This window comes from Micromonospora sp. KC207 (assembly GCF_004348615.1).
Classification (GTDB): Bacteria; Actinomycetota; Actinomycetes; order Mycobacteriales; family Micromonosporaceae; genus Micromonospora.
Window position 1 is genome coordinate 1 of the sequence record NZ_SMKJ01000199.1, and the last position, 13,571, is coordinate 13,571.

Below are 13,571 nucleotides of genomic sequence, written 5' to 3' on the forward strand. Positions count from 1 at the left end.
GTGCCGGGGATGACCTCGACCGCGCCGTCGCCGTCGAGCCGGGCGAGCACGATGTTGGCGAGGTCGGTGTTGGCCAGCACGATCGGCGACTGGGTGGAGATCCACACCTGGTCGTCGGTGAGGGCGGCCAGTGACTGCACCACGGTCTCGATGGCCCGTGGGTGGATGCCGTTCTCCGGCTCCTCGGTAACCAGCAGGCGGGGCCGCGCGGAGCTGGGCAGGTAGGGCAGCAGCGACAGCGACAGGATCCGCAGGGTCCCCTCGGACAGCCCGGACGAGGTGACCCGGTAGCCGCCGACGTACTCCACCGACAGGTAGGCGTAGTGGTCGTCGGCACGCTCGATCGCCGTGACTCCGGTGATCTGCGGCAGCGCCGTCTGCAGGTGATCGATCCAGTAGGCGAACCCTTGTGGATCTTCCTGTTGCAGGTGCAGCACCAGCCAGGGCAGGTTGCGCCCGGAGGGCAGCACCCGCAGCGGGTCACCGGGCGCGGCGGCCTGGCGCAGCTGGGCCCAGTCCGGATCGAAGAAGACGGCACCTTCACGCAGCAGGTTGGCGAACCAGAGCGCCGCCGGGAACAGCTCCGGGTCCGCCGGCACGGCGGCGAGCGCGACCTGACTGGCCGGCACTCGGAAGTCCGGCACCTTTGGGCCTCGGGTGGTCGTCTCGGCGGTGAACGCGGTCGGCTCGCCCGGCCCGCGTTGGATGACCGGCTGGGCGGCTTGGCGGGCGGACCGGCCGCGCCTGGGCAGGTTGGCTCCCTGCATCGCGATGCCCGCCGCCGGGCGCCGCCGGTCGACGGCGGAGAAGAGGTAGAGGTATTCCTCGTCGACCTGCAACTCGTCGTTGAAGATCCGCAGCCGCAGCTCGTACCGCAGACGATCCGGGATCCGGTGCATCATCGCCGCAGTGCTGCGGCCGGCCATGGTGTTGACGATGTCGGCGGGCAACGCGGCCTCGATGGTGAAGGCCACGCTGTCGCCGCGCCCCTGGTGCACCAGCTCGGTGAGGGTGTGCGCCCGGGGCACGCCGCGCCACTCCGGTGGGCGAAGGAAGGCGTCGGCCACCCGCTGCTGGGCGAGCAGGTCACCGAGCAGCACCGGGATGTCCAGCAGGGTGCTCTTGCCGGCACCGTTGGCGCCGGCGAGCACGTGGAAGTCGCCCAGGTCGATGCTGAGCTGCGCGAAGCAGCGGTAGTGGTAGGCCTCGATCCGGGTGATCATGTGCGCTCCCCTGGCTCGGGGTGCTCCGCGCGAAATCGCCGGTAGGCTTGGACGATCTCCGGCAGGTCGTTGTCGACGACCTCCTTCTTGCGGGTGACGTCACGATAGCTGGTGCCGCCGTTGCGATAGACCGGGATCCGCTCCACAGTGTCCTGCAGGATCGGCACGCCGTCCGGCCGGCACTTGTAGATCTTGTTGCCGCGCCGGTCCACCCCGACCTTCTCCGCCACCGCCATGAAGACCGGATAGTCGGGCTGCTCGCCCAGCTCGGCTGCCAGCTTCTCCCGGTCGGTCTTCTTCTTGAGCAGCAGCACCGAGGTGAGGATGTTGACGTGGGCGTCGACGATGAAAGTCTCCACCGGCAGCTCGACGCTGGCCAGGATCCAGCAGTTGTCCAGCACCCAGCGGCGGATCCCTTCGTCCACCGGGCCGGGGTTGGACAGGATGCCATTGGGCAGCACGATGCCGATCCGCCCGCCGGGCCGGACCCATTCGACCGCCCGTTGGATGAACAACTGCTCCGGCGACATCGCCGACACTCGGCCCGGCCCGGCCTCGACCTGGCCGGTCTGCCGGTTGCGGGCCCAGGACTGGGCCACCCCGTCGCGGTACGCGTCGAGGATGTCCGCGTCTTCGATCTTGATGTCCGAGCCGAACGGGGGGTTGGTCATCAGGACGTCGATGCTGCCCAGCGGGATCTTCTCGGCTGCGGCGTGCCGTTCGGTCAGGTGGCCGCCGGGGAAAGCGAGGGAGTCCAAGTGGAAGACGTTGCCCTCTTCGCCGGTGGAGAGCATGACGCTCATCTGCGAGGCACGCACCAGGAATGGGTCGAAGTCGGCCCCGAACAGATGCGTCCGCGAGTACTGGGCCAGCCGCTCCTGGTGCTCGATCAACTGTGCCTCGGTGTCGGGCAGACCCTTGGTGCCCGCCGCTGCACGCCACTGGTCGAGCAGGTAGCGCAAGGGCTCCCGGAGGAAACCACCGGTGCCACAGGCCGGGTCGAGGATGGTTTCGTGCTCCTTGGGGTCGAGCATCTGCACCATCAACTCCACGGCGCCCTTCGGGGTGAAGTACTGCCCCCGGTCGCCGCGCAGGTTGATGCCGACCAACTCCTGATACGCCATGCCCTTGACGTCGATGTCGGTGCCGGCCAGGTCGTAGGAGGCGAGTTCGCCGACGATGAAGGCGAGCGCACGCGGCGAAAGGCTGATCTGGTCGCGGTCGGTGAACAGCGGGTAGTTCTTCTTCACCTCGTCGAAGAGCTCATGAATGCGCCCGGCGATGTCGGCGCGGCCTTCGTTGGTGAAGGGTTCGGCCGGCAGGGCGTAGAACCGGGGTGCGCGGTGCTGTCGGCGGCTGATCCGCTCGTCGTGCACCTTGGCGAAGATCAGGTAGAGGAACTGCCAGAACGCGGCGTCCTTGGGCAACCCTTCGTTGCCGTGCACGTAGTTGTGGCAGCGCCGGAAGGCGGTCTTGAGCATGGCTGCCTCGCCTCGGCGGAGCCGGGCTGCAGAGCCGCTCGTGGCGCCGAAGCTGGCGGCGTCGATCGGCCAGTCGGCCCGCGCCGGGAATTTAACACCGAATCGGGTGTTTTCCCGCTGCAGGAAGAAGAAGTCCAGGCCGTTGGTCCACAGGCCGTACTGCGCGTTGGGGGTGGCCGGCGTGCCGAGCAGATCCTCAAGCTCCTCCAGATCCTGCCGGGCCTGCTCATGTGTCCTGATCTTGGTGACGGCCCGGCTGACCTTTGGCTCCGGTTTGCAGATCACCACCCGTTGCAGGTTCTCCAGGGTCTGCGGCGCGCCAGGGGTGAAGACCGCGATATCGGCTTTGCGGATGCGCCGGCGTCGCCCCTCGATGTCGACCGGGATCGGGAAGTCGCGCGCCATGTCGTCGACCGAGATGCCGTACTCCACGGCCAGGGCTCGGGCGATGCGCTGGCGGACCTCTTCGTTGCCGCGCAGCCGGACCGGCTTGTTGGTGATGAAGTCGATGGTCTCGTCCGTTGCCAGGGACTCCGGCCCAGCTCCGGCGACCGCTGCCGTGCTGGATTCGTCGCCCGACGCGACGTCATGGCCCCTGTCGTCAACCATCCCCTGTGCCAACCCCTCTGAGCCGATCAAGTCTCGATCATTGTCGCCTGTGTGACCGACACTCCCGCGCGACACCCCCGGATCTGCCCGGGGTGGCGAGGGCCGAGCCGGAGGTGGCCAGCGCATGAGGTGGTCAGCGGTGGGTGCTGACCTGGGTGACGAAGGCCGACCAGGCGGTCGGGCCGAAGGTGAGGGTGCCGCCGGTGCGGTCCTTGCTGTCGCGGACCAGCACCCGGCCCGGCAGGTTGTCGGCGACCTCGACGCAGTCGCCGCCATTGCTGCCGCTACGGGTGCTCTTGTGCCAGTTTGGTGTGTCGCTCATGTTCATGGATCACCCTAAGGATCAAGTCGCGGGACAGATCACAGGGTAGCGCTCGCGCGCAGATGGCTTCCCAGACAGCTGCCGCTAGTGCACGTCCTTTATCCTGACGCCGATCTCACCCTCAACCAGGGTGTCGAGGTATACCACCGGCGATCCGTCCAGAAGAGTGGCGATTGCAAAAGCGCCCGTGAGCCCCGCGTGCGCGCCTGCCGTGAACGGGCTTTCCGACTCCGGTACCGTATGACGGAAACGATCGACGCACAAGGACGCCTACACCCATCGCTTGAGTGGTCCGGCAGGCGGGTGCTCGTCGGGTGCTCGCCCGCCGTGGACAGGTAGGCATCAGGTGGCACCCGGCGGCTGCAGAAACCGGATCAGTGCGCGTGTGTAGGACCGTCGGTGCCGCATGGGACCGATGAACATGACATTGACGTGGCTCTTAATCTGCGGGACTGCCTGGACTGGACGGGACGTGTGGGAGTAGTGCTGACCTGCGGATCCTGCCCGGACTGTGGGGCGTCGAAGCTGTTGGTCCATACGAGCTTCCTGGGGCTGTATGCGTAAAGTCCGCTGGTCGACGCCAGCCCGATCGCTTCGTACCGTGCAGGCTGCACCGCGAGATCCACGCCGGCCGGTCCTCGATCTCATAGGAGCCCGCAGTGCCCTCAGGTGTACCAGGTTGGCTATGACGGTACTGAGCTCGTCGTCCACGCCGGGAGAGGCGGCTGCCCGTCGCAATCTGCCGCTCAAGCACAGTGGACACTGGTGTCATGCCGATGGGAGACGACCCTGCCGAGGAGCGCGAGCAATGGATCGCCGTCGTCTGTGAGGGTCTGGTTGGGCAGGTGGCGGAGCATCCGGCGCTCGATCCGGCGGGAATCGTCCCCGGGCTGGGTGAGCCCGACATGGTTCGGGCTCTGGTCGTGGCGAGGCTTGCAGCTCTCGTTTCTGCTGGCTGCTCGACCGCAGACGTCGTACGGCTCCTGGCGGACAGCGGCGTGCTCGCTGGGCCGGGCGTCAACCCGGAGCGGTTGGGCGGTTTGGTGGGAACCATTCGGCGGCAGATGGCTTCCACCGGGATGGGTGACTCTGCTTGGCTGCTCGGCTGCGGGCTGCCCGCCTGGAATCCGGAAAGCACCTACCGATTTCTGCTGGAGCTCTGGTCGGCGCGGCGCCTCGGATCGGTCCCGCGCGGTCGGGTCAAGCGGGAGCTCACCCGGCACTGGGACGTCCGGGACCCGGCATGGCTAGAGGTTTGTTTGTCGCGCTCACCAAGTCCGCTGAGGGCGTACGCGAACATTTGGGCGGTGCTCAAGGCCGAGCCAGACGTCCAGGTAGGGAACTTTGCCGCAGTCGCGCTGCGCGGCGACGCCGAGAGTCACCGGGCGCTCGAGGACTGGATGGACTCGTTCGTCAGGGAGGCCTCGGCTGCCCAGCACCTGCTCACGATCGGGATTGACCGGGTGAACGCCGAGCAGGCACTACGGATCCTGCGCCAACTCAAGGGTCCGGCGGACGCCGGCCTGCGGAAGATGGCATCTCGCGTCGTGGAGATCATCGAGGGGCAGCGGGAACGGGTGGCTGAAGCGGTTGAGGGCCTAAGCACCTTAGAACGCCAATTGCTGCGCGACCGGACCGACGAGGAGCGCTTTCAGGACGGATGTCTCGCGGAATTGCTCCGATGGTCTTACGCACCGATCGCCATTTCCCGGATGGCTGCCCCGGACGTGGCGCACGGCCTGTGGGGTCCGTTGCCGTGGTGGCGAATCCGGGTGCGCGGCGAAGACCAGGTGAAGGCGGCCACCGCCACTCTGGTGGAGGGGACCCGACTGCTCGGCCTCACACGGGACTTTGACTCGCCGGGTCGGCTGGAGCTGATCTGCCGCCGGCCGCGAAGCGGCTCGCCCGGCCTTCGCGCCCACTTCGCGTTCGACCTCACCAACCCGGCCCACGCCGGCGAACTCCTGCTCATCGGTAAGCGGGGTGAGGTCTGCGTCGATCTGGTCCGGACATCCGACCTCGAGGAGGACATTCACCTGGGCACGCTGCGCGTCACGGCCGAAGACGAGCTCGCGCATATGCTGACCGAAATCGCCTCGAAGGCGCTCGCCGAGCTTGCCGGCGCTCCCAAGGTGGATGTCGACGACCACGGGGTCTCGGCGCTCGGTGAGGCGCTGCGGCAGACCGCCGACGCCCGCCTCGACCAGTGGTCGGCCGCGCGCGAGGTACTGGTCACCATGTCGGCGGGACTCGCCGGGAATGTCGTGCTGGAGACCGCCGACCCGCCGACGCCGCTGGCGGGGCCCCGCCGGGCCAGGGTATCTGCGGAGCCAGGGAGCGGGTTCGTCTATGTGCAGCGGAACCCCGCCATGCCTGACATGCTCAAGATCGGCTTTACCCGTCGGCTACCCGAGGACCGTGCGGAGGAGCTGTTCAGCACCCCGGTGCCGTTCCCCTTCGAGGTGACCTACCGCGTCCTGACCATGCGTGCCCACGAGGTGGAGCAGGCAGTCCACCGCCTACTGGACGCCCAGCGCGTCGCTCCCGGCCGCGAGTTCTTCCGGGTCGGGCAGGCGATGGCGGAGGAGGCGATCCGTTTCTGCCAGGAGCGGGTGACCGGGATCGGCAGCTGGGAATCGATGCCCGTGGTGCACCGGCTTCGTGCGGGCGACCGGGTCGCGTTGCCGCTGAGGGGCGGCCAGACGTTCGTCGTCACGGCGTACCCGAGCCTCATGGCGTCGTCAGCCGAGGTGGTCGACATGTGGCAGGCGCACGCTGACGGGGACCTCCTTGAACTGCATGTCACCGACGATCCGGGGATGGTCCGTGGGCTGAGCGACGGCGACGAGGGGGCGGATGAGGATCCGCTGCCATACCTCAACCGTCAGGGCAGCGCACCTAACGGACACCTGATCGGCCGGGAGCGGCTCGTGGCCGGTGACCGACTCAGCTGGCTCTCCAATCACGCCCATGTGGTCTTCGAGATCCACGGCTTCTGCCAGGTTTTCTGCCGCACCTGGAACCCGCAGTTCGATGCGGAAACCGGCTGTCCGACGCTGCCACACCACGTAGTGCGGCCGGCGAGTCGCGCCGCTGCGGGCGTACGGGAGGTGCTCGCGCTCAACATTCCGCGGACATGGGCACCACGAAATTCCGATCCGGCGGACGGCTGGGCGTCACCCGCCACCCGGGAGAGCAAGCCGGAGGATTGGCTGCTCCAGTTGCGCCAGCGAAAGGACGCTTCCTAGCGCACGCCGGATAGTCACTGAAAGTGTTCAAAGTCTTACGCGGAACGGATCGCTGGGCCACGGCTTGTTTGGCGTTGCAAGGCCCTGCAAGGCCCTGCAAGACTGCCTCCGAACCGCCATGAGCTGCAATTCGCGTAGTAGCGAAAACGGGGCAAAAGGAGCGATAAGGATGTTTGGGTTTGGCAGGAAGAGAGCGGCGCCGGTGGAGGAGTGCAGGCATGGGGAGCACCCCGATGCAGTCCACTGGCACTACGGCTACGGGAATCGCCACTGGTCGTACGATGGGCCAGTAAGGGATGACTTCAGTAACGACACGACCCAGTTCGCCAAGGGTGCTGAGTTGGAGAATTGGCTGAATCAGTAGATTACGGCGTATCCCGGCCGGAGGCTTGGTCCCCGCAGTAGATCGGACAATGCCCGCCCGTCTGGCATTAGACATCAACACGCAACTGGGAGAGTGGACGGCGCCATCCACTCGCCTGTGAGCACGGCCTGCTTGCAGAGCTGCGCGTCGTCGGAGCGCCGGGTTCGGCGGACGCGGTGGTCGACGCCTTCCGCTACGGGGCTCCAAAGGGGACAACGTTGGCCCCGAGCCCGGTCGCCCGCCGGGACGCACCCATGTAGAGGTTTCTCGACCAGATAAGTCTTCGCGTCTGGTCTTGGGCGCTGGCATAGCTTAGGTACTCTTTACCCGGTTGGACCGATCCGATCGATGGTCGTTGCGCGACGTTCAGCTGCAAACGGATCATTGTGGTGGGCCGGGGACGAGCTGAGCAGGCGGGATGACAGCCAACCGATGGCTGCGCCGGCGCTTTGCAGGATAAGGCGGGCGCCGTCGATGCCCTGCTCGCCGTGAAGTTCCGCCGGGACTCGGCGAGCGCTATGCTTGGTCGCCCAGGGCAACGGCGCGACGAGGGTGCGTGATCATGCCGACTGCGCAGCAGTTTGCCGATGAGGTTCATGCGTACGCCCGGGCGGTTGTCACCGAGGCGCTCGGCTCTTCAGTTTGGAATCCCGCCCGACAGCTTCGGGCCCTCACCCACCGTACGACCGAGGAGTACGCCGGGCGGTTCCTGCACGAGTTGCTTCAAAACGCGCACGACGCCCATCCGCCGGACTGCCGTGACGGCATTTGCTCGATCGTGCTCGCAGAGGACGAGGCTGATTTTGGCGTCCTCTACGTCGGCAACGCCGGCAACGGATTCACCCCCGAGCGTCTCACGGCGATCTGCAAGCTCGCGGACTCCGCCAAGGTGGTTGGCGAGGGAATCGGCAACAAGGGTGTCGGCTTCCGCAGCGTCCTACAGATCACAGGCGACCCGCAGGTCTTCAGCTCGATGGAGATGCCGTTCGACGGCTACTGCTTCCGCTTCGCGACCGGGACGGGCGACCTCGAAAGCATCCTGGAGGATCCGAGCCTGGCCGAGCGGGCACTCGACGAACTTCCCGAACTGCAGGTGCCGGTGTGGATCGACGACGTTCCGCAGCTTGTCGAAGAACTCGGCCAAGCGGGCCACGTCACCGTCCTTCGGCTCCCGCTGCGCAGCGCCGCCGCCCTCGATCAGGTGCGGCTACGCCTTACCGAGCTACTTCGGGCGCCAGCGCCGATCATGCTGTTCCTCGAACGCTTGGCACAGCTGGACATCCAGCACCGTCGCGGCGGGCGCATCGTCGACCGTTGCGTTCTGACACGCGCCGAGCGGACGCTCGGCAGTGCGGGATCGATATCGGCGAACGGAACCGCGAGTCCTGAGCTTCTCCAGGTCGACCTCGGTGACAAAGGTGAGTTCCTCCTAGTCAGGGGGGAGGTTCCACACGACCGGCTGCACGCCGCCATTGAAGCCTCAATCAGCGAGGAACGCCTGGGCGAGGCATTCCGTGAATGGCGCGAGCGGGCGATCGTATCCGTCGCCGTGCCCGGAGATATCCCGGTGGACGGCGGGCAGACGTACACCTTCCTGCCCCTCGCCGCGGACGCCCGCGCACCCTTGCCCGCGCACGTGAATGCCCCGTTCTTCACCAAGTTCGACCGCACCGCATTGGACCCCCACCACCCGCTGAACGCCATGTTCCTCGACGTCGCGGCCGAGGTTTGCATCTCCGCGGCAGCGGCTTTGAGCGACGATCACCGGGACACGAGGGCTGCGGTCTGCGCGCTCGTGGCATGGGATCCGTCGGAGGCGGCCCGGCTGGCCGGCGCCAGCCAGGCGGCGCTCGGCACGGCGCTACCGCAGGTGCCGCTCGTACCCGTTCTCTCGACCAAGCAGTGGCCGGATGGATTGGCACCCGCCGAGGCGGCGATGCGTTGGCCAATCAGGGAGACCAGCGTGGCGACGGCGCGGGCAGCAGCCAGCGTCTCCGGACGCGGCGTGGTCGATGACACCGTGGGACCGCCGCGCCTCCTTGATCGCATGCTCGCTCTGTATCAGGCGCTGGGATTCGACCTGCGGCCCAGTCTCGACCATCTGGCTGATGTCGTTGAACGTATTGTCGCCGATCTGGTGCTGCCAGCTGACGGCGGCAGCATCGCGTCGTGGCAGGCCCTGTACGCCGATCTGTCCGTGCTCTTCGCCGACCGTCCCGCGGTCCTGCACGGCCGCTCCATCCTGCTCGCCGCCGACGGCACTCTGCGTGCTGCGAACGGCGAACGCACGGGAGAAGCGCCCAGGACGCGGGACCTCCCACGAGATCAACGACGCCGGAAGCGGCGGGCCGAGCAGATGGCATTCTTCCCTCCGGCCGGTGATGATGGCGACCTGCATCAGGGCGAACACCGCGATGGCCCGTCCGTGCAGATCCCCAAGGCGCTTGAACGGCGCCTCTTCTTCCTGCATTCCGGCCTCAGCTGGGTCGAACAGAGTCGCTCCCTTCGTGTGCAGTCGGCAGCGCGGCAGTTCCTGGAGCGAGGCTTGGTTCGGCCCTTCGACGGCGCCGGTCTGCTCGCGCACGTCAAGCGAACGCTCCAGGACAGCAGCGATCAGCAGATTTGGGAACAGTCGTTGCGGTTCGTCTTCGAGCTGCACCGCAAGCGACCGCAGACACCCACCGCCCTGGCCGATGTCGGGCTCTGCGTCCGGGCTGCCTCCGGCTGGATCAAGGCCGATACAGCGGTGTTCGGCGCTGGATGGCACCGCACCCTCGGTGACGACCTCGCCATCGTGGTCGCCGAGGGCGCCCCCGTCGACAGGGATCTGGCAGACCTCGCCCGACGCACGGTCGTCCGCCCTGACCATCTTCTCCGGCGTAACGACGACATCGAGGAATGGACGGCCTTCCTCCGCCACCTTGGGGTCCGCGATGGTCTTACGCCGGTGGCTGGGCAGGGCGCAGACAACATGCTGGAAGGTTGGGCCCTCACTACCGACCGTCTCGTCGCCGCAGCGAAAGTTCCCGACTCCGTTGCGGCGCAATGGCGTCCGCGCATCGGACGTAGCCCAAGCGCAGCGCGGCACCCATATACGCCCTACTCGGCGCCATCCGTGGTCTATCTACCCGGTCAGGGTACTGTCCAGACACTCACTGAGAGTGCCCGTATGGCGTATGCGCGGCTGCTCCTTAACGGTCTCGAGACATGGCCGGACAAGACTCTCTTCACTACTTGGCTTCGCCAACGCCGCGGGGGTGATGATCCACAGAAGGTGATCACGCCGGTCGCTGCGTTTGTTCAGCATGAGCCGTGGATACCGGCACGAGGATCTGATAGGGCGCGGCAGTTCCAGCCGCTCGATGAGGTGTGGCTTCCGCCAGATAGCGAGGAAGAGCCGTCATACGTTTCGGTTGTCGATCGGCAGCTGCGGCATCTGCTTGACCGTCCGGCTACCCGGAGGCGTCTGCGGCAGTTCGGCATCGCTACCTGGTGCGGGCCAGAGGATCCGCATTGGATGCTCTCTGAGCTTGGCGAAGTCGTACATGCCGGTCTGCTGCGCCCGGAGGACATTCCCGCAGTGCGACGAGCTCACGAGGTCGCCTGGCGCCTACTGGCTGATCGAGTGACCGGTGACGACGATCCGTTCGCGGAAACGCATGTCCACCTCGTCGTGGAGCGGGCCGAGGCACTGGGAACCGTTGCCTTTGGCCCGCCCGACGACACAGTCGTATACGTCACTGCTGACCGCCGTGACGTCACCGCCGGGTTCATCCGGGTGATGGGACGCCCCCTTGTGGTCGTGCCCAACGCATCCGAGAAGGTCGCCGAGCTACTCCGCCGCCATGGCACGAACGTCCGGCACGTCGATGACGCGCCGCTGCGCATCTTGGTCGACGGACGGCCGTTGGAGCCGGACATGGTTACGTCGGACAGCAGCACCGGTTTAGTCGAGGACCTGCCATGGTTACCGCTTGCGCTGGCGGTAGTGCTCGATCACCGGTCGCCGGGCGGAAGCCCGCCCGTCTCGATGCTGACCGAACTCAACGCAGCCGCCCGAGCCGTCCGTATCGAGCGATGCGAGTCATGGGCGGTGACCCTCGACGGCGAGGCGGTTAACCTTCCGAGCAGACCGCTCGTCCTGCCGGTCCATGGCCAAGTCGTTGTGCTTGCACCCGCTGGCGGTCTTGACTGGAGGTCGATCGCTACCATCGCCGAGCCGTTGTGCGACCTACTCGGCTACTCGCATCTCGGTCCTCGGCTCGAGGTGCTAGCCGTCCGCCTTGAGAGAGCTCACGTACCGATCGATGCACCGGACGACTCCGATCTTGCAGCCGCTCTCGACCTAAGCCCTGCCCAGTATGAGGAAACCCGGCACCGGGTCAATGGCGACATGGACCGGATCAGGTGGCATTGCCGTCCATTACTGGTCCATTGCCTAGGTGAGGCGGTCGCCGGCGAGTGCCTTGACGAGCCGGCGAACCGTCCCGAGGACTTGGCTGAGATCCTTGACAGGTACCGAGATCGGGTGCCCCTCAGTACTGAGGAGATCATGGAAGCCGCACGCCAGGCACGCTCGTTGGACGAGTTTCGGATCGCCTGCCGACTCGATTTCGCTGCTTTCAATGTGACACTGTCTAATCTCGGCTCCGGCTACGAACCCATCAGTCGGGCAGAAGCGCACCAAGAAGCACTGCAGACGTTCCTGCTAACCAACAAGACGCAGCTCATCGACAAGTTGCGATGGGCGCGCTTATCCGAGTTCGACTCCCGTCGTCCGCAACCCGATTGGAGGGAGCTTTGCGACCTATCCGCCATCGCGCCTCCCGAGGAGTGGACATACGACGTCGACGTGGCAAGCACGGATATGCTCGATGCGATCGTCACGACAGAGCTCGAAAAGCGACTCGGCTGCCCACTGCCGGCCTCCGGTGAGTCGCTGCCGGTCCTTGAACGGCTACATGAGTTGCAACGTGCCGTAATCAAAGCCACGACGCAGTCGCTTATCGTCTTGATCCGCGCCAGCGGGCGTCCTCTCCCGCGGGCGCTCGCGGCCACTGAGCCGGTCGACGCCGTACAGCGCACTCTCGACGAGGCCGGGGCGCTGGACTTCAGGCCGCTCACTGCCGACGACATCGTCTCTTGGCTGTACCACCTCAGCCAGTGGCCGGCTGGCATGCCGCTCTCGGCGGATTATCGGGTGCACGGATTGTCTGAAAGCGACCTCAGCAAGGGGCGCAGCGCGGAAGCCCGGGCTCGTGAAGAAAAGGCCCGTCTTCGCCGAGTGCTTGCGGTGGCCGGGCGGGAGGTCGATGTTGAGAATGAGCTGGATCAGTTCATCGATATCATCCGGACTTCCGTCGATTCTGACGAGAGGCTGCGTCGCCAGCGGGACACGTTCGCGGAGCTCGATGTGCTGCCTGCGTACGGGATGCGTGCGCGAAACGGCGCCGGAAACGCTGGCGGGTTCGTGGGTGGACGGCGTAGCCCTTCCGATGTGCAGCGCAACGCTCTCGGCGCGGCGGGAGAGTACGTCGCATGGCATTGGCTAAAGCTGCAGTACTCGGCGGCGGACGAATCAACGTGGGTATCGGCAAACCGGAGGCACTTCCTTGTCGGGCCACTCGGGGACGACTCGCTCGGGTACGACATGGTGGTCCACACCGGTTCACGGCCGTTGATGTTCGAGGTTAAGGCCTTTCAGAGCCAGGGTGGTGAGATTGAGCTTGGGGAGAGCGAGGTTGCTGCCGCCCGGAGGTACTCGGACCGGTGGCGTCTGCTCCTCGTCACCCATGTGCTCGAACCCGATGCGCGTCACGTGTTTATGTTGCCCAATCCGTTCAGCAAGCGCGGACAGGGCCTTTTCCGAGAGTTAGGCGGACGGTTGCGCTATGCGTATAAACTGAAAGGCCGACTCTGACTTATTGGGCGTTCATGAAGAGCTGTCTGGGGTGCTCTGCGGGTGCTCGCCTGCCATGGACGACGTGCGGCTGACGGGATTAGATGGACACGATCACCGCATGACCTGGGACTGATGTTGAGTGGGTGAACTGATGAAATTTGAAGGGGCAGCCCGGGACGGCCGGAACCAAACTACACCCACCACCGCTGGCGGCACCACGTCGAGCACCCCGGAGACGACCAGTGAAAGGCTCCACGTTCAAACGCTGCGGCTGCCGCGACACCGCGACGGGCCGCCGCCTGGGACGCTCCTGCCCTGATCTGCGCCGGCCCGGCGGCGGCTGGTCCCGCAACCACGGCCACTGGCACTGGCAGATCGAAATCCCCGCCCGCGCCGACGGCACCCGCCGCACACTCCGCCAC

Annotated in this window: 5 protein-coding genes and 1 pseudogene; 3 read left to right on the forward strand and 3 right to left on the reverse strand. The window is 66.4% G+C overall.

Features of this window, described 5'->3' with window-relative positions:
* The 3 genes from E1258_RS22310 to E1258_RS22320 all read right to left on the reverse strand — a co-directional run.
* A partial coding sequence (locus E1258_RS22310) for an AAA family ATPase (RefSeq protein WP_132404548.1) occupies positions 1-1,223 on the reverse strand: 1,223 nt, incomplete at its 3' end.
* Positions 1,220-3,313 carry an N-6 DNA methylase gene (locus E1258_RS22315; RefSeq protein ID WP_132404550.1) on the reverse strand — a complete coding sequence of 698 codons (2,094 nt, stop codon included), beginning with the start codon at positions 3,311-3,313 and terminating at the stop codon, positions 1,220-1,222. The genes E1258_RS22315 and E1258_RS22310, both read right to left, overlap by 4 nt.
* 133 nt (positions 3,314-3,446) lie before the next feature.
* The gene (locus tag E1258_RS22320) at positions 3,447-3,641 is read right to left on the reverse strand and encodes a DUF397 domain-containing protein (RefSeq protein ID WP_132404552.1); all 195 of its coding nucleotides are present in this window, start codon (positions 3,639-3,641) and stop codon (positions 3,447-3,449) included.
* A 764-nt stretch (positions 3,642-4,405) separates the two neighbouring features.
* On the opposite strand from E1258_RS22320, the gene E1258_RS22325 reads away from it, so the two are divergent.
* From E1258_RS22325 to E1258_RS22335, 3 genes and pseudogenes are all read left to right on the forward strand, one after another.
* Positions 4,406-6,883, forward strand: coding sequence for a GIY-YIG nuclease family protein (locus E1258_RS22325; protein ID WP_132404554.1), 2,478 nt, complete (start codon positions 4,406-4,408; stop codon positions 6,881-6,883).
* Between the two features lie 926 nt (positions 6,884-7,809).
* Positions 7,810-13,167 carry a sacsin N-terminal ATP-binding-like domain-containing protein gene (locus E1258_RS22330; protein WP_132404556.1) on the forward strand — a complete coding sequence of 1,786 codons (5,358 nt, stop codon included), beginning with the start codon at positions 7,810-7,812 and terminating at the stop codon, positions 13,165-13,167.
* Between the two features lie 224 nt (positions 13,168-13,391).
* Positions 13,392-13,571 (forward strand): annotated as a pseudogene (locus E1258_RS22335) (site-specific integrase); the annotation flags it as partial.

Bases quoted from the DNA above. Each gene is read 5' to 3' on its own strand.
- E1258_RS22315 (WP_132404550.1), bottom strand. From the start codon at position 3,313: ATGGTTGACGACAGGGGCCATGACGTCGCGTCGGGCGACGAATCCAGC.
- E1258_RS22325 (WP_132404554.1), top strand. From the start codon at position 4,406: ATGCCGATGGGAGACGACCCTGCCGAGGAGCGCGAGCAATGGATCGCC.
- E1258_RS22320 (WP_132404552.1), bottom strand. From the start codon at position 3,641: ATGAACATGAGCGACACACCAAACTGGCACAAGAGCACCCGTAGCGGC.
- E1258_RS22330 (WP_132404556.1), top strand. From the start codon at position 7,810: ATGCCGACTGCGCAGCAGTTTGCCGATGAGGTTCATGCGTACGCCCGG.